This is a genomic window from Streptomyces kaniharaensis (genome assembly GCF_009569385.1).
Taxonomy (GTDB): Bacteria; Actinomycetota; Actinomycetes; order Streptomycetales; family Streptomycetaceae; genus Kitasatospora; species Kitasatospora kaniharaensis.
Window position 1 is genome coordinate 6,025,964 of record NZ_WBOF01000001.1, and the last position, 23,683, is coordinate 6,049,646.

Sequence of the window (23,683 nt, forward strand, 5' to 3'; positions counted from 1 at the left end):
ACACCCGCACGTCCCAGGAGGTCCTGTGTTTCCCGTTTCGTTCGCCCAGCGGCGGCTGTGGTTCCTCAACCAGATGGGCGAGACCGGCTCGGCGTACAACTGCCCGCTGGCCACCCGGCTGCACGGCCCGCTCGACCCGGCCGCCCTCGGTGCGGCGCTCGGCGATCTCGCCGCCCGGCACGACGTGCTGCGAACTGTGTTCCCCGAGATCGACGGAGAACCCGTACAGCAGGTGTCGGACCGCCTTCCGCACCTTCGGGTCACCCCGACGACGGAGGCGGGCCTCGCGCCCGCCCTCGCCGAGGAGGCCGGGCACGTCTTCGACCTCACCACCGAACTTCCGCTCCGGGCAGAGCTGTTCGAGCTGGGCGGCGACCACTGGGTGCTGCTGCTGGTGGTGCACCACATCGCGACGGACGGCTGGTCGTGGGGACCGCTGCTCGGCGACCTGGCCGCCGCCTACGCGGCCCGCCGCGAGGGCCGCAAGCCCGGCTTCGAGCCGCTGCCGGTGCAGTACACCGACTACACGCTCTGGCAACGGCAGGTCCTGGGGGAGGCGGACGACCCCGACAGCCTGATCACCCGCCAACTCGACTTCTGGAAGGAGGAGCTGGCAGGATCCCCCGCGGAACTCGCCCTGCCCCACGACCGGCCCCGGCCGGCCGTGGCGAGCTTCGCGGGCGGCTCCGTCCCCGTCACACTGCACGCCGAACTGCACGCACGGCTGCTCGACCTGGCACGGGAACACGGCTGCACCCTGTTCATGGTCCTCCAGGCCGGCCTGGCCGTCCTGCTGTCCCGCCTCGGCGCGGGCACCGACATCCCCGTCGGCACGGTCGTCGCCGGCCGCTCGGACGAAGCACTCGACGACCTCGTCGGCTTCTTCGTCAACACCCTGGTGCTGCGCACCGACACATCCGGCGACCCCACCTTCACCGACCTCCTCCACCGCGTACGCGAGGACGACCTCGCCGCGTACGAGAACCAGGACGTCCCCTTCGAACGGGTCGTCGAGGCGCTCAACCCAGAGCGCTCCATGGCCCGCCACCCCCTCTTCCAGGTGATGATGACGCTGGAGAGCGGACAAGGCCCGGCGTTCACCCTGCCCGGCACGCACAGCGCCGAGCAACCGGTCGGCTGGGACATCGCCAAGTTCGACCTGACGGTGGACTTCCACGAGCAGACGGACACCGACGGCGCCCCGGCCGGGGTCACCGGAGCACTGGAGTACGCGACGGACCTCTTCGACCGCGAGACGGCCGCGGACCTGGCGGACGGGATAGCCCGCGTGCTGGAGCGCCTGGCCGCCGACCCCGGCGCGCCGCTCTCCCACGTCGACCCCCTCTCCGCCGAGCAGCGCGAGCAGGTCCTGGCCCAGTGGAACGACACCGCGGCCCCCGTCCCCCCGCAGACCCTCCCGGAGCTGTTCGAGGCGCAGGCCGCCCGCACCCCCGACGCGACCGCCCTGGTCTTCCAGGACACGGCACTGAGCTTCGCCGAACTCGACGCACGCGCCAACACGCTGGCGCACCGCCTCGCGGACCACGGGGTCGGCCCCGAGCACCTCGTCGCCCTGGCCCTGCCTCGGTCCGCCACCTCGGTGATCGCACTCCTCGCGGTGCTCAAGGCCGGCGCGGCGTTCGTCCCGGTCGACACCGACTACCCGCCCGAGCGCATCGCCCACCTGCTGCGCACCACGACCACCGTCGTCACGGACCTCGCCACCGCGGCGACCCTCCCGGACACCGGTGCGGCCCACGTCCTCGCCGACGCCCCCGGCCACTTCCCGGACACGCCCCTCGGCCGCGAGATCCACCTCCGCAGCGCCGCCTACGTCATCCACACCTCCGGCTCCACCGGCGAACCCAAGGGCGTGGTGATCGACCACGCCGGACTGCGCAACCTGTACGCCTTCCACCGGGCCGGCGTCATCTCCCGCGCGCAGGAGATCGGCCGGGGCCGCAGCATGCGCATGGCGCTCACCGCCGCGCTCTCCTTCGACACCTCCTGGGAGGGCCTGCTCTGGATGGTCGCGGGCCACGAACTCCACCTGATCGACGACGACACCCGCCGCGACGCCGCCGCCCTGGTCCGGCACATCGCCCGAGCGGGCATCGACGCCCTCGACGTCACCCCGACGTACGCCGAGCAACTGGTCGAGGAGGGACTGCTCGACGACCCCGCACACCGCCCCCGGGTGCTGCTGCTGGGCGGTGAAGCGGCGGGCGCAGCCCTGTGGACCCGGGTCCGCGCGGCCGACGGGATGCTGTGCCACAACCTCTACGGCCCCACCGAGTGCAGCGTCGACACCCTGTGGTGGGACGCGGCCCACAGCGAACAACCGCTGGTGGGACGTCCGATCGCCAACACCCGCGCCTACGTGCTCGACGCGGGGCTGCGCCCCGTCGCCCCCGGCGTACCCGGCGAGCTGTACCTGGCCGGCCCGAGCCTGGCCCGCGGCTACCTCGGCCGCCCCTCGCTCACCGCCCACCGCTTCGTCGCCTGCCCCTTCGAGGCCGGCGCCCGCATGTACCGCACGGGTGACCTGGTCCGCTGGGACCGCGAGGGCCGCCTCGAATACCTCGGACGCGCGGACGACCAGGTCAAGATCCGGGGCTTCCGGATCGAACCCGGCGAGGTGGAGGCCGCGCTGCGGGGCTGCCCCGAGGTGGCCCAGGCCGCGGTGATCGCCCTGGACGGCGGCCCCGGCGGCAAGCGCCTGGTGGCGTACGTGACCGCGGCCGCGGGCCGCACCCCGGAGGCCGGCGTCCTGCGCAAGCGGCTCGCCGGCAGCCTGCCCGACCACATGGTCCCCTCGGCCTTCGTGGTCCTGGAGACGCTCCCGATGAACCGCAACGGGAAGCTGGACCGTGCCGCGCTGCCCGCACCGGACCTCACCGCGCAGGCCTCCTCCCGGGCGCCGCGCGGGCCCCGCGAGGAGATCCTGGCGGAGCTCTTCGCACAGGTGCTCGGCCTGTCCGCCGTCGGCGCCGACGACGGCTTCTTCGACCTCGGCGGACACTCCCTGCTGGCCACCCGTCTGCTCTCCCGCATCCGTTCGACCCTCGGCGACGACCTCGGCATCCGGGACCTCTTCCAGCACCCCACCGTGGCCGGGCTCGCCGCCCGCCTCGGCGACCCCGACGGCCCGGGGCGCGCCCGTCCCGCCCTGACCGCGGCCCCGGACCGCCCGGACACCCTGCCCCTGTCGCCCGCCCAGCGCCGCCTGTGGTTCCTGAGCCGCGCGGGCCAGGGCACCGGCTACCACTGCCCGTTCGCCCTGCGGCTGCGCGGGCGGCTGGACACCGACGCGCTGTCCCGGGCCCTCGCCGACGTCATCGCCCGCCACGAAGGACTGCGGACGGTGTTCCCGGAGCAGGACGGCGAGCCCTACCAGCAGGTGCTGCCGGCCGAGGCCGCAGTGCGCCTCGACGTCGTGCCGTGCGGCCCCGAGGGCACCGCCGAGGCCCTCGACGCCCTGGTGGCCCGTCCCTTCGACCTGGCCGGGCGCCCGCCCGTACGCGCGGCGCTCCTGGCCGTCGGCGCGGACGAGTGGGTGCTGGTGCTGGTGGTCCACCACATCGCGCTCGACGGCTGGTCCTGGGGCCCCCTCTTCGGTGACGTGGCCGACGCCTACCGGGCCCGGACCGAGGGACGCGCCCCCGACTGGTCGCCGCTTCCGGTGCAGTACGCGGACTACACCCTGTGGCAGCGGCAGGTCCTGGGGGAGGAGGACGACCGGGAAAGCCTGATCTCACGCCAGCTCGCCTTCTGGCGCGAGGAGCTGATCGCAGCACCGGCGGAACTCGCCCTGCCCTACGACCGGCCCCGGCCGGCGACGGCGACCTTCGCGGGCGGCTCGGTGCCGGTGGAACTGGACGCCGACCTCCACGCCCGCCTGCTGGGCCTGGCACGGGAACACGGCTGCACCCTGTTCATGGTGCTCCAGGCGGGCCTGGCCGTCCTCCTGTCCCGCCTCGGCGCGGGCACCGACCTCCCGATCGGCACACCGGTCGCCGGCCGACCGGACGAGGCGCTGGACGACCTGGTCGGCTTCTTCGTCAACACCCTGGTGCTGCGCACCGACGTCTCCGGCGATCCCACGTTCGGCGAACTCCTCCGCCGCGTACGCGAGGCCGACCTCGCCGCGTACGAGAACCAGGACGTCCCCTTCGAGCGGGTCGTCGAGGCGCTCAACCCCGAGCGCTCGCTCGCCCGCCACCCCCTCTTCCAGGTCCTGCTCCAGGTGCAGGACGGGGCCGACGCCGCGCTGGAACTCGCCGGGCTGGACGTCCGGAGCGAGCCGTTCCGCTTCGAAGTCGCGCAGTTCGACCTGACCGTCGACCTCCAGGAGCGCCGCGCTGCAGACGGCGCGCCCGCCGGGATCGGCGGCTTCCTGGAGTACGCGGCCGAACTGTTCGACCACGCCACGGCCCAGGACATCGCCGCCGCCCTGGAACGGGTGCTGCACCTGCTCGCGACGCAACCCGACCGGCCCGTCGGCGCGGCCGACCCCCTGACGCGGGCCGACCGGCAGCGCCTGCTGACGGAGTGGAACGACACCGCACTGCCGGTGCTGCCCGCCACGCTCCCCGAACTGTTCGAGGCCCAGTGCGCCCGCACCCCGCAGGCCACCGCCCTCGTGCACGGCGCCACGAAGATCACCTTCGCCGACCTCGACGCCCGGTCGAACCGCCTGGCCCACCGCCTCGCACGGGCCGGCGCGGGCCCCGAGCAGGTGGTCGCGCTCGCTCTGCCCCGCTCGCCCGCGGCAGTGTGCGCCCTGTTCGCCGTTCTCAGGACGGGCGCGGCGTTCGTGTTCGTCGACACGGACCAGCCCGCCGAGCGGATCGCACACATCCTGACGGACTGCGCCCCGGCGCTCCTCGTCACCGACGGCGAGACCACCGGCCGGCTCCCGCTGGACGCCGCCGCACACGTCCCCCTCGTCCTCACCGACGACGAGAACGCGACCGCGGCCGAGTCCTGCGAGAGCCCCGCCCGCGTGCCCCGCCCCGCCGACGCCGCGTACCTGGTGTACACCTCCGGATCCACGGGCCGCCCCAAGGGCGTCGTCGTCGACCACGCGGCCCTGCGCAACCTCCATGCCTTCCACCGCGCCCACACCATCGCCGCCGCCGAACGAGCCGTCGCCGAACGAGCCGTCGACGCGAGGCAGTTGCGCGTGGCGCTCACCGCGTCCCTGTCGTTCGACGCCTCCTGGGACGCCCTGATGTGGATGGTCGCCGGGCACGAGCTGCACCTCATCGGCGACGACGTCCGACGCGACGCCGCAGCCTTCGTCCGGTACATCGGCGACTCGGCCCTCGACGTCGTCGACGTGACCCCCACCCACGCCGCCCAACTGGTGGAGGAAGGACTGCTCGACGCCCCGCCACGCATGCTGCTCATCGGCGGCGAAGCAGCCGACGAACAGTTGTGGAGCCGCCTGCGCGCCACACCGGGGATGCTCTGCCACAACCTCTACGGCCCCACCGAGTGCACGGTCGACGCTCTGTGGTGGGACACGGCCCGCAGCGAACGCCCCCTGGTGGGCGGCCCCGTCGCCAACACCCGCGCGTACGTCCTCGACGCGGAGCTGCGCCCGGTGGCGCCGGGCGTGCGGGGCGAGCTGTACCTCGCGGGCGCCGGACTGGCGCGGGGCTACCACCGCAGGCCGGGGCTGACGGCCCAGCGGTTCGTGGCGTGCCCGTTCGAGGAGGGCGCCCGGATGTACCGCACGGGTGACCTGGTGCGCTGGGACCGCGAAGGGCGCCTGGAGTACCTCGGCCGCACCGACGACCAGGTGAAGATCCGTGGCTTCCGCGTCGAACTCGGCGAGGTCGAGGCGGTGCTCGCAGCCGCCCCGGGCATCACCCGGGCCGCCGTGACCCTGCGGTCCGACGGTCCGGGCGGCGGCCAGCGGCTGGTCGGGTACGTCGTCCCGGGCCAGGGCGGCGCGGCCGTGGAGCCCGCCGCGCTCCGCGCCCACGTGGCGGAGGCCCTGCCGGCCCACATGGTCCCGTCCGCGATCGTCGTGCTCGACGCGTTCCCGCGCACACCCAACGACAAGCTCGACCGCGCGGCGCTGCCGGCACCGGAGCCGTCCCACACGGCGGCAACGGCACCGCGGGCACCCCTGACCAGGCGCGAGGAAGTCCTCGCGGTCCTGTTCGCCGAAGCGCTGGGCCTGCCCCGCGACGCCGTCGGCGCCGACGACGGCTTCTTCGACCTCGGCGGCCATTCCCTGCTGGCCGCCCGGCTGATGTCCCGCGTCCGGCAGGCCCTGGGCGAGGACCTGGGCGTCCAGGACCTCTTCGCGGCCCCCACCGTCGCGGGCCTCGCCGCCCGCGTACCGGAGCGCGGCACCGCGGAGCCCGGCCGTACGGACGACGCGCTCGCCCCCCTGATCACCCTGCGGTCCGGCGCCGCCGGCGAGCCCGCCCTGTTCTGCGTCCACCCGGGCGCCGGCACCGGCTGGGTGTACCGGGCCCTCCTCGACCACCTCGAACCGGCCCGGCCCGTCCACGCGCTGCAGGCCCGTGGCCTCAGCGAGCCCGGGGCGCGGCCCGCGAGCGTCGCGGAGATGGCAGACGACTACGCCACCCTGATCCGCACGGTCCAGCCGAGCGGCCCCTACCACCTCCTGGGCTGGTCGTTCGGCGCGCTGGTCGCCCACGAGGTGGCGGTACGGCTCCAGGCGGACGGCGAGGACGTGGCGCAACTCGTGCTCCTGGACGGCTACCCGGCCACCGAGGCGCAGCCACCGACCGGGACGGCCGCGGCGGACCCCCTGCGGGACCTGCTGGACTCGCTCGGCTACCCGGTGCAGGAGCCGTCCGGCACGACGGGGCCCGCTCCGATGACCCTCGCCGACCTCGTCCGCGTGGCCCGTACGGCGGACGGCCCGCTGGCGGCCTTCGACGAGGAGACCATCGCCGCGCTGGGAGAGGCGTACGTCCATCACGACACGCTCGCCACCGCCCACCGCCCGGGCGTCTTCCGGGGCGACCTCACGCTCGTCGGCGCCGCACACGAGGCCGACGCACCGGAGCCCGGAACCTGGCAGCCCTACGCCTCGGGCCGCATCGACCACCACGAGGCACCGTGCACGCACGGCGACATGATGGCCGCGAAGCCGGCCTCGCAGATCGCCGCGCTGCTGTGCGAGGGCGCGGTCCTCTAATGAGCACGACGACGAGCACGACACCCCGCGCCCTGCGCCGCCGCGACTTCCGCCTCCTGTGGGCAGGCGAGTCCGTCAGTCAGTTCGGCAGTGCGACCACCCGCGTGCTCCTGCCGTTGATCGCGGTGAACACACTGGACGCCGACTCCTTCACCATGGGCCTGCTGGGCGCCGCGGCCTGGGTGCCGTGGCTCCTGATCGGCCTGCCCGTAGGAGCCTGGACGGACCGGATGCGACGCCGACCGGTGATGATCGTGTGCAACACGGTGTCGGCGGTACTGATGCTCTCCCTGGCGGCGGCGGACTGGCTGGACCTCCTCACGACCGGTCAGGTCCTCCTCGTCGCCCTCCTGTCCGGCACCGCCGACGTGTTCTTCCGTGCGGCCTACAGCGCGTACCTCCCCGCGCTCCTGCCCCAGGAGGAACTGGCGGACGGCAACGCGAAGCTCCAGACCAGCGAGTCCGCCGCCGAGGTCGTTGCCCCGGGAGTGGGCGGCGTGCTGGCCCAGACGGCGAGCGCGGCCCTGGGCTTCCTCGCCGACGGCCTGAGCTTCCTGCTCTCGGCCGTGCTCCTCACCCGGATCCGCGCCCGCGAGAGCCCGCCCGGCGGCGAGGAGCGGTCGGGAGCCGACCGGTCCCTGGTCTCCGAGATCCGGGAGGGCCTCGCGTTCCTCGCCCGGGACCCGTTTCTGCGGACGATCCTGGCGTGCGATGCGGCGATGAACCTGTTCCTGGGCGGCGCCCAGTGCCTGGCGATCGTCTTCCTCAGCCGCACGGTCGGCGCCGGCGGCGGCGTCATCGGCGTCCTGATCGCCCTGACCGGCCTCGGCGGCGTCCTGGGCGCGGTGATCTCGCCCCGCCTGGCCCGCCGGGTCGGCACCGCCCGAGCGGTCGTCCTCTGCGCCTTCTGCAGCGGCCCGTTCGGACTGCTGATCCCGCTCACCACGGACGGCACGGGCCTGCTGGCCTTCCTGGTCGGAGACTTCTGCCTGATGACCGGGGTCGTCGCGGGCAACGTGATCATCGTGAGCTTCCGTCAGGCCTACTGCCCCCGGACATGCTCGGCAGGGTCAGCTCCAGCATCCGCTTCGTGATGTACGGGACGATTCCGATCGGCAGCCTCCTCGGCGGAACCCTGGGCACCGTCCTCGGCGTCCGGGGCGCCCTGTGGCTCCTCTACACCGGCAACGCGCTCTGCGCGCTGCTGCTCCTCATGGGCCCCCTGCGCACCCGACGGGAGCTGCCGGTGCCGTGAGGCGAGGGGCCCGAACGGGCGCCATGGCCGCCTCGTCCCGGGCCCGCCCCGACGTGAAGCGGAAGGCACGGTTGCCGGGTACCGGTCGAGTCCTGCTCGACCGGCCCCGGTGCCCCGGCCGGACATCCCGGAACCGGGGGAGCGCACGTGATCTGAGGGACCGCCCGGCAGCGGCCGCCCAGGGGGCGGACCGCATGCCGATCGGGGTGCGTACACGGCTGTCCCCGGCGTCTCCTACGATGACCGCCATGAATTCAGCGGAGGCGGAGAGACGCCTCATCGACGGCCGGTTCGAGCTGCTCCAGCAGCTCGGTGGCGGCGGCATGGGCCTGGTCTGGAGGGCGCGCGACACCGCGCTGAAGCGCGAGGTGGTCCTCAAGGAGGTCCGCCCGATGGACCCGGCCATGGCGGCCGCCGACCCGGCCGCGGCGCGGGAACTGCGCGAGCGCGTCCTGCGCGAGGCGCAGGCGCTCGCCCGGCTCCAGCACCCCAACGTGGTGATCATCCACCACATCGTCGACAGCCCGGAGCACCCGCACCCCTGGCTGGTCATGGAGCTGGTGACCGGCGGCAGCCTCGCCGACCGCCTGGCCCAGGGCCCCCTCGGCACCGCCGAGGCCGCCCGGATCGGCCGCGGCGTGCTCGCCGCCCTGCGCGCCGCACACGCCGTCGGCATCCAGCACCGGGACGTCAAACCCGGCAACGTGCTGCTGCGGCCCGACGGCACGCCGGTGCTCGCCGACTTCGGCATCGCCGCGATGCAGGACGCCACCGCCCTCACCGCGACCGGCGCGCTGATCGGCTCGCCCGAGTACATCGCCCCGGAACGGATCCGCGGTCAGGAGGGCAACGCCTCCTCAGACCTCTGGTCGCTCGGCATGCTGCTGTACGTCGCCGTCGAGGGCCGCCACCCGCTGCGCCGCGCGACCACCCTCGCCACGCTCGCCGCCGTCCTCGACGAACCGCTGCCACACCCGGAGCGGGCCGGGCGACTCGGTCCGATGCTGACCGCGCTGCTCGCCAAGGACCCGGCCACCCGCCCGGACGCCGACCAGCTCGACCGGCTGCTCGCTGCGGCCGAGCAGGACGCCCCCGTGCCCGCGGTCGAACACACTCCCACGGCCTACGTCGCCCCTGGGCCCGTGGCCGACCGGATTCCCACGGGTTATGCCGCCCCTGTGCCCGTGGCCGACCGCATACCCACGGGCTACGCCGCGCCCGTGCCAGTGGTCGACGGGATTCCCACGGGCTACGCCGCACCGCCGACCTCCGGCCGGGGCCGTACGGTCGCGGTGGTGGCGGCCGTCGCCGCCGTGGCGGTGGTGGGCGCCGGCACCTTCGTACTCCTGAGGCCCGACGGCAGGACAGCCACCTCCGGCGCCACCGCGTCTGTCACCACGTCCGTCGCGCCTGCCGCGGCGCTGCCTTCGGCGGCGGGGCTGCCGTCCAAGGTGCCGTCCGCGGCCGCTTCCACCGCCAAGGGCGACCTGATGACCCCGGACGGCGTCCGCCGTACGATTCAGGCCCTCCAGCCCTACGCCTCCGACGGCAAGGTCTACGAGCTCGTCATCTACCCGGACTTCGCCACCGCCAAGGTGCCCGTCGGTGCCAAGCTCTACGACGACATCACGTACCGGGACGGCAAGGCCACCCGCAAGCCCGGCGGCGAGAACATTCGCGATGAAAAGCCCATAGACCTGCAGGCCTACAACTGGGACGTCATCCCGTCCCTGCTCCAGAAGGCCCAGGACACCCTCAACGTCCCCAACCCGACCATGCGCTTCCTCAAAGTCGACTCCGACCTCATGGACGGCACCCCCTGCCTCATGGTCTACCGCATCGACGACTACGGCACCGGCTACCTCGAAACGGACCCCAAGGGCACCGTCACGCGCACGTACGCACGGTCTTCCTGACCCACGGGAAGAGCGGACGGCCCCGCGCCTTCGGGCGGGGCCGTCGGGCCGTCAGAGGTTGGTGACCTGGTCGCCCTTGGCGTCCTGGAGGGTGTGGTCGACGCAGACGGCCAGGATCAGCAGGATGAGGGCGTCCTGCTGGCTGAGGACGTCCACGGCGTAGGCGTCGCGGATGGTGAACCAGCGGCGGGAGATGTGGGCGAGCGTGGTGCCGTCGTGGCGGATGTCGAACTCCCGGTCCCAGAGGTTGCCGGCTATCGTCAGCCGGCGGCCGTCCCGCAGGCGGACCTTGAAGCGGTCGCCGAAGAGCGTGAACATCTTCTTGCTGATCTTGGCCGTCAGCTCGCCGTCCTGCTTGATCAGCAGGGTGTGGTGGATGGTGAAGGCCTTGCGGACGATGCTCGCGACGTGCTCGCCGCGGGTGTCGACCAGGGCGAAGGTGCGGCGCAGCCGGAGGAACTTCCGGTTGACGCGGTAGAGCTTCTCCCGGTGCTCGGTCTCGATCCAGGCCTCCTCGTGGAAGGCGAACATGCGGTCGCGGACCAGGTAGCGCAAAGGAATTTCCCCCGTGACGGTTCGTTTCCGCCGGGCCCGGTGGCGCGGCGCGGCCCAGAGCGTAGCGGCTGATCAGCGCGGGGGATCGCGGGGGGCGCCCTTACTGCCGCTCCCAGAGGTTGGGGTCCGGGTTGACGGCCTGCCCGTCGAGGGGTTCCCCCCACTCGTCATCGCCGTCGGCGCCCACGCAGTAGCCGGAGCCCTCCACCGTCCCGCCGGCATCCCGGCACTGCTGCGCGGTGACGTCGCGCAGGCCGGGCGCAGGGGCCGCGGTGGCCGTGGCACCCGCGGTGAGGAGCACGGCGGTGACGACTGTCAGGGTCACCCGGGCGTGGGGTGAAGTGAACATGGGGTCAACGACAGCACGGAGCCGACGACACCGCGAAGCGGACACGCCCGCCGGCCGGGCGGCGGAGCCGCGGCAGTCTAGCGGTTCGGGCGGATCCCGCCTCGCCGTCGGGCGGATGGCGCTAGCCTCGCGACGGTAGGCAGGCACGGGCATGGGAAAGGACGTGCGGGGTGGCCGACCAGGCGAACCAACGACCGGGGTGGCCCGGCGATGCCGTGGAGCCAGGAGGACCAGGAGTGCCAGGAGGGCCGGTAGGCACCGGAGGTCCGGACCGGCCCGCGCTGCGCGAGCGGGAGCCGGAGATCGCGTCGGCCGCGGAGGCTGTCCGCGCCGTCTGCCGGCGCGTGGAGGAGCGGGGCGACATCGCGCTCGGGGAACTGCTGCTCTACGTCGGGCCGGCCGGTCTCGGCAAGACCTCCCTCCTCACCGAGGCGCGCCGCCTGGCGAAGCACGCCGGGTGCACCGTGCTGTTCGCCCGCGGCGGCGAGCAGCGCCGCAACGAGCCGTTCCACGTGGTGCGCCAGCTGCTCCAGCCCGCGCTGGCCGAACTGTCCGCGAGTGAACGGGACGAGGTCTTCGGGTCGTGGTTCGACATCGTCGGACCGGCCGCGGGCCTGCTGCCGCCGGCCGGCCGGCTCGACCCCCAGGGGGTGCGGGACGGCCTGGACTTCGTCCTGATCCAGCTCCTGCGACGGCGGGCGCCGCTGGCCGTGATGGTTGACGACCTGCACTGGGCCGATCCGGAGTCCCTCGGCTGGCTGGCGGGGTTCACGGTCCGTTCGCGCGAGCTCCCGGTGCTGCTCGTGTTCGCCTGCCGGGACGAATTCCCCGACGGAGTGGCGGAGTTCCGGCAGACCATCGTCGGCCGGGCGGACCGCCTGCACGAGCTGCGACCGCTCCAGCCCGCTTCGGTCGCCGACCTGGTCCGGGCCGCACTGGGCGATGCGGCCGAGGACGCGTTCTGCCGCCACGTGTGGGCGGTCACCGGCGGAAACCCGTACGAGACCGCCGAGTTGCTGCGCGAGGTCCGCAACCAGCGCCTGGATCCGGTCGAGACGAACGCCGGACAGCTGCGCGAACTCGCCGCCGACGCCATGGGAATGACCCTCGGCCACTGGGTGGAGAAACTCGGGCCCGGCACCCTCAGGTTCGCCTGGGCCGCGTCCCTGCTCGGCACCGGCATCCGCCAGGACCTCGCGGGAGCCATCTGCGCCCAGGGCCCGGACGCCGCCGCCGACTCCGTCCGGGAGCTGCGCCGCCACCGCGTGCTGACCTCCACGGCCGACGGACGGCTGGAGTTCGTCCACCCGCTGATCGCCAGCTCGATCTACCAGTCGATGCCGCCCGCCACCCGCACCGGCATGCACGGAATGGCCGCGACCGAGGTCGAGAACGCCGGTCTGGGCCTGCTGGCCGCCTCCCGCCACCTGCTGGAGACCCATCCGGAGGGCGACGACGAGATCGTGCGCAAGCTGCGCCTCGCCGCTGCCGAGCACCTGGCCATCGGCGCCCCCGAAGCGGCGGTGCGCTGCCTGCGCCGGGCGATGAGCGAGCCGCCCGACGACGAGGACCGCGCCGCCGTCCTGTACGAGCTCGGCTGTTCGGCGCTGCTGACCGACCCGGCCGCCACGGTCAACCAGTTGCGCCTCGCCCTCGACGAGAAGTACGGGCTCACGCCCGAACTCCGGGTGGACGCCACCTTCCGGCTCGCCCAGGCGCTGGCCCACAGCAACCGGCTCGGCGAGGCGGCCGCGGTCTGCGCCGACGAGGCGGCCCGCACCGCCGCCGGGCCGGGCCGGCGGCGGCTGGAGGTGGCGCAGTTCATGTTCGAGACCTTCCAGGCCGAGGAGCCGGACGGCCCGGACCGGTCGCGGCGGCTGGCGGAGTACAGCCGGCACCTGCCCGGGGACGACGGCCTGACCGCGGCCGTGTCCGTGCTGCGCTGCTGGGACCTCGTCCTGCGCGGCGCCGACGTCACCGGGGCGATGGCGCTCGCCGAGTCGGTGACCGACGACGGCCGACTGCCGGCGAGCCTCGGCTGGACCGACACGACCTGGGGTTTCGAACTGCCCGGCATCCTGGGCATCAGCTACCTCTACGCGGACCGGGTGGACCGTGCGGAGGCCCTGTTCGGCGAGGCGGTCCTGGCCTACCAGGTCGCCGGGTGGAGCGGCGCCCACCTGGGGTTCGCGCTCTTCCTCATGGGCCTGCTCCGGTTCAGGAGCGGCGCCCTCGACGAGGCCGAGACCTTCCTGCGGCGCGCCCTGCTGACCGCGGAGCGCATCGCACCGGGCATCCCCCTGCAGTGGTTCGCCGTCGGAGTCCTGGCCGACACCCTGCTCGCCCGGGGCCGCCCCGACGAGGCGTGGGAACTCGCGCGGACGTATGACTTCGGGCCGCCGTACCCCACGGTCATGGTGCTGCCCGACGCCCCCACGCTGTACGGCAGGCTGCTGCTCGCCGGGGGCGACCTCGCGGGCGCGGCCGAGGCCCTGACGGCTGCCGGGGCGGCGCTGGACGCCCGCGGCTGGCGAAATCCGGTGTGGGCGCCGTGGATCGGCCACCTGGCGCTGGCCGTCGCACCGAAGGACCCGGACCGGGCCCGGGAGCTGGCCGCCGAGGCGGTGCGCCGCGCGCGGGAGTTCGGCCCCGGCACGGCGGTCGGCAGCACGCTGCGACTGTGCGCGGCGGTCCACGACGGACCCTCCGCCCTGGCGATGCTGGAGGAGGCCGTCCACCGGCTGGCGGACGCCCCCAACCGGTACGAGCACGCCCTCGCGCTGGCCGACCTCGGCTCGGCCGTCGCCGCGGCCGGCCGCCCGGCCGAGGCGCGCCGCCACCTCGATCAGGCGCTGGGCCTGGCCGTCCGGTGCGGCGCGCACGGCCTGGCGGACCGTGCCCGCGCGGAACTGGCGGGCTTGCCGGCCGGCCGCCTGTGACCGTCCCCGCCGTCAGACGTCGGTGGGCAGCACCGGCGAGCGGTGGACGGGGGAGAAGGTGCGGGGCTGGCGGGGGAGCGGGAGGGTGAGGGCTTCGCGGGAGGCGGACGGCAGGGCGAGGGCCGAGACGGTCTCGGCGGGCAGGTCGCGCAGGCCGAGCAGCGCGGTGGCCAGACGGGCGGTGGCGCGGTGCCAGTCGGGGATGCGCTGGAGCATGGCGTGGCCGCTGCCGGTGACGGTGTAGCCGCAGACGCGGGCGCCGGCGGCACGGCTGCGGGCGGCGAAGGCGCGGGTGTCGGCGGGCGGGGTGACCTTGTCGCGGTCGCCGTGCAGCATCAGGACGTCGCGGTCGGCCAGGTGCTCGCACGGCTCCTCGCGCGGGCACCAGGGGGCCAGCGCCACCAGTCCGGTGACGTTCGGGTGGCCGCCCGCGGCCAGGGCCGCCCGGCCGCCCATCGAGTGCCCGACCAGGACGGTCGGCACCGGGCCGAGCTCCTCGGCGAGGTCGTCGAGTGCGGCGAGCGCGTCCCGGGCGGCGTCGGCGCGCTCGTCGTTCCAGCCGCGGTGGCGGTAGCGGACGGTGCCGATGGCGACGTCGGCACCCGCGGTGTCCGTACGCAGCGCGCGGAGGAAGCCGTGCATCCGCAGAAGCGGCAGGTTGAGGAGTCCGGGCCGGGAGAGGTTGCGCTCCTCGCCGCCGTGCAGCACGAGGACCGCCGCGCCGGGCCGCTCGGGCCGGACCCGCCACTGCAACGCCCGGTGTCCGGCCGTGCCGCCGTCCGTCGTGCTCCCGCTCATTCCGCACCCTCCCGCCCGGCCGCTCTGCCCGTGGACCGCCACTGTACGCGCGGCCAGGACGGGCCGGGGAGTGGGCCCGGATCACCCGGGGGGATCAGGTCACGTCGCCATGGGCTGAGCCTGACCAGGGCAGCGACCCCGGCCCGTCGAAGCGGTGCGTCGTCACGCCGCGAGCAGGCCCTGCTCGCGCACCAGCCAGCAGATCGCGGTGAGCCGGCCGACCGCGAAGTCGTAGCCCACCGGCTCCCGCCAGCCGATCTCGGCGAGCTCGTCCAGGAAGCCCAGCGCGTAGTCCGACAGTTCCGCCCGGTCCAGCCGCCGCGGCAGCAGCTCCGGCCCCTGCGCGTACAGCAGCTCGCGCAGCTCGGCGGCATGCTGGTCGATCTTCGCGACGAGGCCGGGTTCGAAGGCGAACTCGGCCAGGCGGGGCGTGAAGGCGGCGACGATGCCCGGCAGCGGGCAGCCGGCCGGCTCGTCGGGGGAGCGCCCGGAGGGCTTGTCGGAGGGGGCGAACATCCGTCCAACGGTAGGCGAGCCGTCCGGCGGGCGCGGCGGGGCGTAACGCTTCCGTGCTGAGACCTTGGCCACCTCGGGGACGCGCCGCACGTTGGCCGGTTCTGCTCCGTGACCGCCGCGTCGTCAGCGCCGAAGAATCGAGGAGACCCGCGGATCGGCGGACCGGCACCCCCTCCGCAGCCTGCCTGACCACGGCTCTTTACTCTCTCTTGGCAGTGCGGGATGCTCCATGGGGAGAACGGCAGGGGGGAAGCTCGGTGACCAGGACGCGACGGGCGGAGGCGGCGGTGCCCTGGGTGCCGCCGCCTCGGCCCGCCCGGGCCGTCCCCGTGCTGCGCCCGCACGGCCTGCACGACCTGCGGCACGGCCCCGCCCCGGCGGCGCTGCACTACCCCGCCGGTGACCTCCTCGTCGTCTCCGGCCTGCCCGGCAGCGGCAAGAGCACCCTGCTGCGGCGCAGCGTCCGCGCCCCCGTCGTCGACTCCCAGCCGGTCCGCGAGGAGTACGCGGCCCGGCTGCCCGCCCGCCTCCCGTACGCGCTCTACCGCCCGCTCGTCCGGTTCACCCACTACCGGCGGCTGCGGCGCGCGGTGCTCGACGGCGGGCCGCTCGCGGTGCACGACTGCGGGACGCTGCCCTGGGTCCGGTCCTGGCTCGCCGCCACCGCCGCACGGCAGGGCCGACGCGTCCACCTGCTGCTGCTCGACGCCGACGCCGCCGAGGCGCGCGACGGCCAGCAGGCCCGCGGGCAGGCCGTCTCCCGGTACGCCTTCGCCCGCCACCGGGCCGCCACCCGGCGGCTGCACGACGGGCTCGCCGGCACCGGGAACCCGCCGGCCGGGTGTGCGTCGGCCGTGGTACTCGACCGGGCCGCCGCGCGCGCCCTGCGGGAGATCGTCTTCGCGGCGTCGTAGGGTCGGCGAGTCCGCGCGCGGCCGAAGCTGCCGACACTCCGTCAACTCCCCTGTCAGGAGCGCAGATGCGTCGTTCTGTCCGGGTGCCCTCGCGTGCCCCCCGCCTGTTCCCCTGCGCCGCCGCGCTCGTCGCCGCCGCCGGCCTCGGCCAGCTCGGGGCCCCGGCCCCGCACCCCGTGCCGGCGCCCGCCGCGGCCGCTTCCGTGTGCGACGGCACCGACGCGGCCGCCCGCAGGCCCGCCAACAGTCACGCCGGGCGGGACCCGAACGCCGTCAGCGCGGCCCGGGCCCGGGCCATGGACGCCGACCTCCGCGCCCGCCTCGCCCAGCTCCCCGTCCACACCCATGAGGGCGGCACCACGACGGTCCCGGTGTACGTCCACGTGATCCACGCCGGAAGCACCGGGAATCTCGCCGCGAGCACCGTCGCCGCCCAGATCGACCACCTCAACTCGACCTACGGGGGCCGGGGCCAGGGCAACACACCCACCGGGTTCCAGTTCGCGCTGGCCGGCACCGACTACACCGACAACGCCGGCTGGTACAACGGCATGACCCCGGGCTCGCCGGCCGAGCGCGCCATGAAGAGCGCCCTGCGCAAGGGCGGTGCGGGCGCGCTCAACCTCTACACCGCCAACCTCGGCCAGTCCCTGCTCGGCTGGGCGACCTTCCCCAACTCCTACCGGTCCGACCCGACCGACGACGGCGTCGTCGTCCTCGACGCCTCCCTGCCCGGCGGCTCGGCCCCCAACTACAACGAGGGCTCCACCGCCACCCACGAGACCGGCCACTGGCTCGGCCTCTTCCACACCTTCCAGGGCGGCTGCCCGTCCCCGGGCGACTACGTCGACGACACCCCGGCGGAGGGCAGCCCCTCCTACGGCTGCCCCGAGGGCCGCCACACCTGCACGACGCCGGGGCTCGACCCGATCCACAACTTCATGGACTACAGCTACGACTCCTGCATGACCCAGTTCACCCCGGGCCAGGTCCAGCGGATGGCCGGCTCGTGGGCCGCCTACCGGAGCTGAACCCGCCCGGCCGACGCCCGCGCGCTCACCCGAACGGACCGCCGAACGCGTTCCCGGCGCGGCGATTTCGGGCCGTATGTCTGATGTGATCGATGTTCGGGTGTCGGAACGCAACCGCGTCGACACCCGGCAAGGCACGGTAAGGAGAAACGCCAATGAGCGCCATTCCCCGGATCGTCGTCGGCGTGGACGGCTCGCCCGCCTCGGAGCACGCGCTGCGGTGGGCGGTCGACTACGCGAAGGCCGTCGGCGGCACCGTCAACGCGATCGCCGCCTGGGAGTACCCCGCCTTCTACGGCGGGGTCGGGATGAGGGTGCCGCCCATCGAGGGGTACAACCCGGAGGAACTCGCCGGGAAGACCCTCGCCCAGACCGTCACGAGGGTCCTCGGCGACGACCCGGGCGTGCGGATCAGCGAGACCGTGATGCCCGGCAACGCCGCCCAGGCCCTCCTCGACGCCGCGGACGGAGCCGCGCTCGTCGTCGTCGGCAGCCGCGGCCTCGGAGGTTTCTCCCGTGCGCTGCTCGGCTCCGTCAGCCGCCACCTCACCGAGCACGCGCCCTGCCCGGTCGTCGTCGTCCGGGACACGCACGTGATGTCACCCGGCGAGCGGTAGCGGCGACGGCGCCGGTCCGGCAGCAGCCCGCACCGGGCCGGCGCGCGGGGCAGGATGGAGACATGCCAGAAGGTGACTCCGTCTACCGCGCGGCGGCCCGGATGCGCGACACCCTCGCCGGGGTGCAGCTGACCAGCGCCGACCTGCGGGTACCCGCGCACGCCACCGCCGCACTCGCCGGCCGCTGGGTCCTGGAGGTCGCCCCGCGTGGCAAGCACCTCCTCACCCGCCTCGAAGGCGGCCTCACCCTGCACACCCACCTCCGGATGGACGGCCGCTGGGAGATCTACCGCCCCGGCGAACGCTGGGGCGGCGGCCCCGCCTGGCAGATCCGCGCCGTCCTCGGCACCGAGCGCGGCACCGCCGTCGGCTACCGGCTGCCCGTCGTCGAACTGCTGCGCACCACCGACGAGGAACGCGCCGTCGGCCACCTCGGACCCGACCTGCTCGGCCCCGACTGGGACCCGGTCGAAGCCGTCCACCGCCTGCTCGCCCACCCCGGCCGCCCGCTCGCCGACGCCCTGCTCGACCAGCGCAACCTCGCCGGGATCGGCAACGTCTACGCCAACGAACTGAGCTTCCTGGCCGGCGTCACCCCGTGGACCCCGGTCGGCGAACTCCGCAGCCCCGACCGCGTGGTGGAACGCGCCCGGGAACTGCTGGAAGTCAACAAGCTGCGCCCCGGCCACATCACCACGGGCGACACCCGGCGCGGCCACCAGCACTGGGTCTACGGCCGCGCCGGCCGCCCTTGCCCCCGGTGTGGCAGCCTGGTGCTGACCGCCCGCCAGGGCACTCCGCCGCAGGACCGGGTGGCGTACTGGTGTCCGTACTGCCAGCGCGGCCCGGCACCGGTGCAGCAGACGAGGAGCAGGCGGCCGGCTCGTTGAGGGGACTACCCGGGGGTGTCAGGGACGTACGACCAGGGCGGGGTGGCGCGGGTCGTCGACTCGGACGGTGACGTCGGCGGCCTCGGCGGGGGCGGTCTCGGCCTCGTAGCGGGAGAAGGCGGGCAGGGTCCACTGTTCGTCGGGCGGGGTGCGGCGGGCGAGGGCGGCCGGGGTGAGGGCGAGGTGGACGGTCAGCTCCAGCGGCAGCCAGCGGCCGAGCAGCAGGGCGCCGTCCAGCAGCAGTACGCCGCCGGGCGCGAGCCCGGTGTACGGGGCGCGGGTGGCGCGGTCCGTGGCCGGGTCGCGCAGCGAGGGCAGCACGCGGCCGGTGCCGCCGGGTTCCAGCGGGTCGAGCACCTCGCGGAGCAGGGCGCCGTCGTCCAGCCAGAGGTCGTGGAAGGCGTCCGGGTCGCGCTTGCCGTACTCGAGGCGGACGGAGGCCGGCCGCAGGAAGTCCCCGGCGGACACCCGCAGGGCCGGGCGGCCGCGCAGCCGCAGCGGTTCGACGAGCGCGTCGGCGAGTGCTCCTGGGCGGGCCGCGGCTGCGCCGTCGACGGCGACCCGCAGCCACCGCTGCCCCGCGCCGGGCAGGGCGGTGATGCGGTCGGCGAGGAACTCGGCGAGCCGCTCGGGCGAGATCGGGCGTACCTGCATGCCGGCCCCGTCCGTCAGACCCTCGCGAGCGGCAGGGCGTGCAGGACGTCGTCGTGGCCGGCGTAGAGCCGGTCGTCGTCGGCGGCGAGCGACCACACGTCCTTGCCGGGGCCCGAGTCGCGGAAGGTCCAGAGCAGCCTGCCCCGCGTCGCGTCGATCGCGCAGACGCCGGCGGCGGCCGGGCCGGGGACGTAGACGACGCCGTTGACCACCAGCGGGTGGCTGCGGCGGTCCAGCAGGAACGGCAGCTGGAGCGACCAGAGGCCGCCCGGCGCGGTCTCGGCGTGGCCGCTGACCAGGCCGTTGTCACGCGGGACGTAGAGCATGCCGGAGTCGGCGACCGGCGGCATGGTGCGCCACTGCGCGGGCGGGGTGGGGGAGAACCTCCACCGTTCGGTGCCGGTGGCCAGGTCCAGGGCGCGCAGGCCGCCGGAGCCGTCGGGCACGTAGACGGCCCGCTGCCCGACCGTGCACCAGCGCAGGTTCTCGTTGCCCTGCGCCGTCCAGCGCTGCCGGCCGGTCGCGGCGTCCCGGATGACGAGCTCGGCGCGGCCCTCCGGGCTGCGGATGGCGGCGATGGCGCCGTCGGGGCCGGCCGCGGGAGTGAGCAGTTGCTCGCCGGTGTCGGCGGGGGAGGTCCACAGGAGCGCGCCGTCCGCGATGCGCAGCGCGAACACCTGCCGCCCCAGGGCCGTGGCGCCCTTCTTGGGCCGGCTGTACGCGGTGCCGTAGAGGGTGGTGCCGTCGCAGCCGGCGAGCACGACGTCGTCGTTCAGGCCGTCGGGCAGGGCGACGGTCACGTCGGCGGCCGGGTCGGTGAGGTGACGGCCGTCGATGTGGCCCCGGGAGATGGTGAAGACGCGGTCGGCGACCATGACGGCGCGGCCGGAGGCCGGGTCGTCGCTCCCGAGGTCCCGGTCCGGTGGCGCGAGGCGGATGATGCGGGTCGGGTCGCCGGTGGCCGGGTCGAGCAGTTGGAGGCCGGTGCTGGTGGCGAAGACCGGGCGGCCCGGCCGGCCGGTGAGCCGCTCCGGCATCGCCGCCTCGCTCCCGCGGTACGTCCAGAGCGGGGTCGGCCCGGAGAGGGCGGTGGGGTGCGGTTTCGTCGGCGCGGGGGCCGGCTGGTCCGCGCCCGGCCGGCCGAATGCCCAGGTCGCCGCGCCGGCCGCCAGCACCCCGGCCCCGACCAGCAGCCCGCGCCGGCTCAGCCTCGGCCCGTCCCCGCCCGCACCGACCACGTCCCCGGGGGCCTCGTCCGCACCGTCCGCCTCCCCGTCCCACTGCCAGGACGCCTGCCCGGCGGTTCGCTCGGACGAGGACGACTGCATGCTGGCTCTCGCTTCGCCGGGGGCAGCCCTGGTGCTGCCGGTCGATATCGGAGGATATCGAACGGTCCCCGAACTGCCGGACTCGCTCACTGTCCGGTGCCGTGGTCGGCGAGGGGGCGGCGGGCGCCTCGGGCTCGCCTTGACACGCCCCGGGGCCCGGCGTAGCAAAAGAGCATGCGCCAGGGTGCGCCGGCGGACCGGCACCGTCAGCACGCGGGGCGGCCCGACACCGCCGCCGGGGCGGTGACGGACCGGGACACCCTGTTGGCGTCGTGCGTGCGTGCGGTGCTCGGCAGCACCGGGGCGTACGGGGCGATGGTGTACCTGCGCTCGCGGGACCGGCGCTCACTGGTGCTGTGCACCATAGCCGGGGTGCCGCTGTCGATCATGAGCCCGTTCCGGCGGGTCGCGGCGGCCGGGCCGCTGCCGGTGGCGGTCACCTTCCGCACCGGACGGACGATCACCCTCGCCGACACCGAGGACACCATGCGGCGCTTTCCGCAGCTCGCGGTCGGCATGCCCTACGACTTCGCGTCCGCCTATGTGCCGGTGACGGCGGGCGAGGAGCGGCTCGGGGTGCTGAGCGTGCTGTGGGTGGCCTCCGACGACGGGGTGCCGGTGGGCGCGCCGCGGCGGCTGCGGTCGGCGGCGGAGCGGCTGGCGGTCGGGCTGGCCGGTCTGGAGGCGGAAGGGCACATGGTAGAAGCGAACGGCGACAACCCGGTGGTGGAGCTGGCGCCGCCGTCCGCGCCGACCACCCGGGTCGGGCTGTTCGACTGGAACGTGGCGACCGGCGCGCTCGCCGCCGACGAGCAGTTCCGGGAGATCTTCGGCTTCGCGCCCGGCGAGTTCGACGGCCGGGTCACCACGCTCACCGGCAGGATCGCGCCCGGCGACCGGGCCGAGTTCCGGGCCGCCGCCAAGCTCGCCCTGGAACGCGGCGAGGTGCTGGCCGCGCGGGTGCGGGTGCTTGGGCGCGACGGCAACCCCTACCCGGTGGAGCTGTGGGCGCGTGTCCCGTCCACGATCGAGGACGGCCGTACCCATCTGGTCGGCGCCGTTCTGGACGTCCGCACGCTCACCGCCGCCGCCGCGGCCGTCGAGCGGCTGCGCGAGGGTGTGTTCTCGCTCGACCCGGACGGCCGGATCACCTACGCCAACCGCGGCGTGGAGCCGCTGCTGCAGGCCGCCCGCGAGGAGCTGATCGGCCACCATCCGTGGGAGGTGCTGCCCTGGCTCGCCGACCCCTTCTACGAGAACCGCTACCGGGCCGCGATGCTCTCCCAGCAGCCCACCGCCTTCCTCGCCGCCCGCCCGCCGGACGGCTGGCTGGCCTTCTCGCTCTACCCGGACGCGCACGGCGTCACCGGCCGGGTGGTCGCCGCGGAGGCGCCGGCGGGCGCGGCCGAGCCGCCCGCCGCCCCGCCGCCCGGCACCCGCCCGGACATCGGCGGCACCTACCACCTGCTCCAGCTCGCCAGCGCGCTCACCGAGGCGGCCAGTGTGCGGGACGTCTGCCAGGCCGTCGCCGAGCAGATCCTCCCGGCCTTCGGCGGTCAGGAGCTCGCCATCTACGCCGTCAGAGACAAGCGCCTCCACCTGGTCTCGCAGAGCGGCTACCCGGACGGCTTCCTGGACGGCTTCGAGGGCACTCCGGTGGCCGCCCGGATCCCCGGCGCGGAGGCCCTCAGCACCGGCACACCGATCTTCTTCGAGAACGTCCGCCAACTCGCCGCCGCCTACCCCGGCATCGCCCTGGACGAGATGCGCGCCTGGGCCTTCCTGCCGCTCATCGCCTCCGGCCACCCGGTCGGCAGCTGCATCCTCGGCTTCGACGAGCCGCACCGCTTCACCGTGGAGGAGCGCGGCCTGCTCACCGCCCTCGGCGGCTTCATCGCCCAGGCCCTGGAGCGCGCCCGCCTCTACGACGCCGAGTTCGCGCTGGCCCGTGGCCTCCAGCAGGCGCTGCTGCCGCACCGCCTGCCGAACGTGCCGGGCATCCGGATCGCCGCGCGCTACCTGCCCGGCACCCAGGGCATGGAGATCGGCGGCGACTGGTACGACGCGATCGTCACCGGGCGCGACCTCACCCTGGTGATCGGCGACGTCGAGGGCCACAGCGTCGGCGCCGCCGCCACCATGGGCCAGCTGCGCAGCGCCGTCCGCGCCTTCGCCAGCGGCGGGGAACCGCCCGGCGAGGTGCTCGCCCGCACCAACCGGCTGCTCCTCGACCTCGACCCGGGGCTGCTCGCCAGCTGCTGCCTCGTCCGGCTGACCCCGGCCGACGGAACCCTCCGGATCGCCCGGGCCGGGCACCTGCCGCCGCTGCTGCGCCAACCCGGCGGCCGGGCGGAGGCACTGAACGTGCCGGGCGGGCCGCTGCTGGGCGTCGACGACGGGGCGGAGTACCCGGTGAGTGAGCTGTGCCTGGAGGCGGGCTCGGTGATGGCCCTTTACACGGACGGGCTGGTGGAGGATCCGGCGGTACCGATCGACCAGGGTGTGGACCGGCTGCGGGTCGCCTTCGGGCACTCACCCGGCGGAGCCGGGCTGGAGTCGCTCGCCGACCGGCTGCTGCGCGAGGTCGGTTCGACGCACCGGGTGGACGACGTCGCGTTGCTGCTCACGGAGTTCCGGGGCACGGCGGCCGGGTGAACCCTCGGATCACGACTTTCGTCGGCCGCAGGCGCTACGAACGGTGACGGCGGCCGGTTCGTCCATCCGGCTAGCCTCAG

General features: G+C 74.8%; 16 protein-coding genes. 10 read left to right on the forward strand and 6 right to left on the reverse strand.

Annotated features, from left to right (window positions below; all coding sequences use genetic code 11):
* Nucleotides 1-25 precede the first annotated feature (25 nt).
* The 4 genes from F7Q99_RS43300 to F7Q99_RS26915 all read left to right on the forward strand — a co-directional run bounded on the left by F7Q99_RS43300 (nt 26) and on the right by F7Q99_RS26915 (nt 10,357).
* Nucleotides 26-7,186, forward strand: coding sequence for an amino acid adenylation domain-containing protein (locus F7Q99_RS43300; RefSeq protein ID WP_153465505.1), 7,161 nt, complete (start codon nt 26-28; stop codon nt 7,184-7,186).
* Nucleotides 7,186-8,280, forward strand: a complete 1,095-nt coding sequence (locus F7Q99_RS26910; RefSeq protein WP_230210329.1) for an MFS transporter — start codon at nt 7,186-7,188, stop codon at nt 8,278-8,280. Before F7Q99_RS43300 ends, F7Q99_RS26910 begins: the two co-directional genes overlap by 1 nt.
* Nucleotides 8,277-8,441: a hypothetical protein gene (locus F7Q99_RS41535; protein WP_230210330.1), complete on the forward strand. Its 165-nt coding sequence runs from the start codon at nt 8,277-8,279 to the stop codon at nt 8,439-8,441. The genes F7Q99_RS26910 and F7Q99_RS41535 overlap by 4 nt, the downstream gene beginning before the upstream one ends.
* 248 nt (nt 8,442-8,689) lie before the next feature.
* Nucleotides 8,690-10,357 (forward strand): serine/threonine-protein kinase, encoded by a 1,668-nt coding sequence (locus F7Q99_RS26915; protein WP_153465507.1) that lies wholly within the window; start codon nt 8,690-8,692, stop codon nt 10,355-10,357.
* 51 nt (nt 10,358-10,408) lie between these two features.
* Here F7Q99_RS26915 and F7Q99_RS26920 read toward each other — a convergent pair whose 3' ends face one another.
* Nucleotides 10,409-10,912, reverse strand: a complete 504-nt coding sequence (locus tag F7Q99_RS26920) for an LURP-one-related/scramblase family protein (protein ID WP_153465509.1) — start codon at nt 10,910-10,912, stop codon at nt 10,409-10,411.
* A gap of 100 nt (nt 10,913-11,012) precedes the next feature.
* Nucleotides 11,013-11,261 carry a hypothetical protein gene (locus F7Q99_RS26925; protein ID WP_153465511.1) on the reverse strand — a complete coding sequence of 83 codons (249 nt, stop codon included), beginning with the start codon at nt 11,259-11,261 and terminating at the stop codon, nt 11,013-11,015.
* A gap of 236 nt (nt 11,262-11,497) precedes the next feature.
* Between F7Q99_RS26925 and F7Q99_RS26930 the strand changes: the two genes are divergently transcribed.
* Nucleotides 11,498-14,200 carry an ATP-binding protein gene (locus tag F7Q99_RS26930; RefSeq protein WP_326847148.1) on the forward strand — a complete coding sequence of 901 codons (2,703 nt, stop codon included), beginning with the start codon at nt 11,498-11,500 and terminating at the stop codon, nt 14,198-14,200.
* A gap of 12 nt (nt 14,201-14,212) precedes the next feature.
* On the opposite strand, the gene F7Q99_RS26935 is transcribed toward F7Q99_RS26930, so the two are convergent.
* Nucleotides 14,213-14,998 (reverse strand): alpha/beta fold hydrolase, encoded by a 786-nt coding sequence (locus F7Q99_RS26935; RefSeq protein ID WP_153465513.1) that lies wholly within the window; start codon nt 14,996-14,998, stop codon nt 14,213-14,215.
* 162 nt (nt 14,999-15,160) lie between these two features.
* Nucleotides 15,161-15,514, reverse strand: a complete 354-nt coding sequence (locus F7Q99_RS26940) for a DUF6401 family natural product biosynthesis protein (protein WP_153465515.1) — start codon at nt 15,512-15,514, stop codon at nt 15,161-15,163.
* A gap of 257 nt (nt 15,515-15,771) precedes the next feature.
* Here F7Q99_RS26940 and F7Q99_RS26945 point away from each other — a divergent pair, with 257 nt between their 5' ends.
* From F7Q99_RS26945 to F7Q99_RS26960, 4 genes are all read left to right on the forward strand, one after another.
* Complete coding sequence (locus F7Q99_RS26945; RefSeq protein WP_326847149.1) at nt 15,772-16,428, forward strand: AAA family ATPase; 657 nt, start codon at nt 15,772-15,774, stop codon at nt 16,426-16,428.
* 65 nt (nt 16,429-16,493) lie between these two features.
* Complete coding sequence (locus F7Q99_RS26950) at nt 16,494-17,459, forward strand: zinc metalloprotease (RefSeq protein WP_153465517.1); 966 nt, start codon at nt 16,494-16,496, stop codon at nt 17,457-17,459.
* A 155-nt stretch (nt 17,460-17,614) separates the two neighbouring features.
* A complete protein-coding gene (locus F7Q99_RS26955) occupies nt 17,615-18,076 on the forward strand; it encodes a universal stress protein (protein ID WP_153465519.1) in 462 nt (153 codons plus the stop codon).
* Nucleotides 18,077-18,138: 62 nt separating this feature from the next.
* Nucleotides 18,139-18,966: a DNA-formamidopyrimidine glycosylase family protein gene (locus F7Q99_RS26960; protein ID WP_153465521.1), complete on the forward strand. Its 828-nt coding sequence runs from the start codon at nt 18,139-18,141 to the stop codon at nt 18,964-18,966.
* A gap of 18 nt (nt 18,967-18,984) precedes the next feature.
* Here F7Q99_RS26960 and F7Q99_RS26965 read toward each other — a convergent pair whose 3' ends face one another.
* On the reverse strand, nt 18,985-19,620 hold the full coding sequence (locus tag F7Q99_RS26965; protein ID WP_153465522.1) for a nucleoside/nucleotide kinase family protein: 636 nt from the start codon (nt 19,618-19,620) through the stop codon (nt 18,985-18,987).
* Between the two features lie 14 nt (nt 19,621-19,634).
* Complete coding sequence (locus F7Q99_RS26970; RefSeq protein WP_153465524.1) at nt 19,635-20,948, reverse strand: outer membrane protein assembly factor BamB family protein; 1,314 nt, start codon at nt 20,946-20,948, stop codon at nt 19,635-19,637.
* A gap of 174 nt (nt 20,949-21,122) precedes the next feature.
* Between F7Q99_RS26970 and F7Q99_RS26975 the strand changes: the two genes are divergently transcribed.
* The gene (locus F7Q99_RS26975; RefSeq protein WP_153465526.1) at nt 21,123-23,603 is read left to right on the forward strand and encodes a SpoIIE family protein phosphatase; all 2,481 of its coding nucleotides are present in this window, start codon (nt 21,123-21,125) and stop codon (nt 23,601-23,603) included.
* The last annotated feature ends 80 nt before the right edge of the window (nt 23,604-23,683 follow it).

Excerpts from the sequence above, each read along its gene's own strand:
- F7Q99_RS26925 (WP_153465511.1), bottom strand. The coding sequence starts at position 11,261 with ATGTTCACTTCACCCCACGCCCGGGTGACCCTGACAGTCGTCACCGCC.
- F7Q99_RS26975 (WP_153465526.1), top strand. The coding sequence starts at position 21,123 with ATGCGCCAGGGTGCGCCGGCGGACCGGCACCGTCAGCACGCGGGGCGG.
- F7Q99_RS26970 (WP_153465524.1), bottom strand. The coding sequence starts at position 20,948 with ATGCAGTCGTCCTCGTCCGAGCGAACCGCCGGGCAGGCGTCCTGGCAG.
- F7Q99_RS26940 (WP_153465515.1), bottom strand. The coding sequence starts at position 15,514 with ATGTTCGCCCCCTCCGACAAGCCCTCCGGGCGCTCCCCCGACGAGCCG.
- F7Q99_RS26910 (WP_230210329.1), top strand. The coding sequence starts at position 7,186 with ATGAGCACGACGACGAGCACGACACCCCGCGCCCTGCGCCGCCGCGAC.
- F7Q99_RS26915 (WP_153465507.1), top strand. The coding sequence starts at position 8,690 with ATGAATTCAGCGGAGGCGGAGAGACGCCTCATCGACGGCCGGTTCGAG.
- F7Q99_RS26935 (WP_153465513.1), bottom strand. The coding sequence starts at position 14,998 with ATGAGCGGGAGCACGACGGACGGCGGCACGGCCGGACACCGGGCGTTG.
- F7Q99_RS26965 (WP_153465522.1), bottom strand. The coding sequence starts at position 19,620 with ATGCAGGTACGCCCGATCTCGCCCGAGCGGCTCGCCGAGTTCCTCGCC.
- F7Q99_RS26960 (WP_153465521.1), top strand. The coding sequence starts at position 18,139 with ATGCCAGAAGGTGACTCCGTCTACCGCGCGGCGGCCCGGATGCGCGAC.
- F7Q99_RS26950 (WP_153465517.1), top strand. The coding sequence starts at position 16,494 with ATGCGTCGTTCTGTCCGGGTGCCCTCGCGTGCCCCCCGCCTGTTCCCC.
- F7Q99_RS26955 (WP_153465519.1), top strand. The coding sequence starts at position 17,615 with ATGAGCGCCATTCCCCGGATCGTCGTCGGCGTGGACGGCTCGCCCGCC.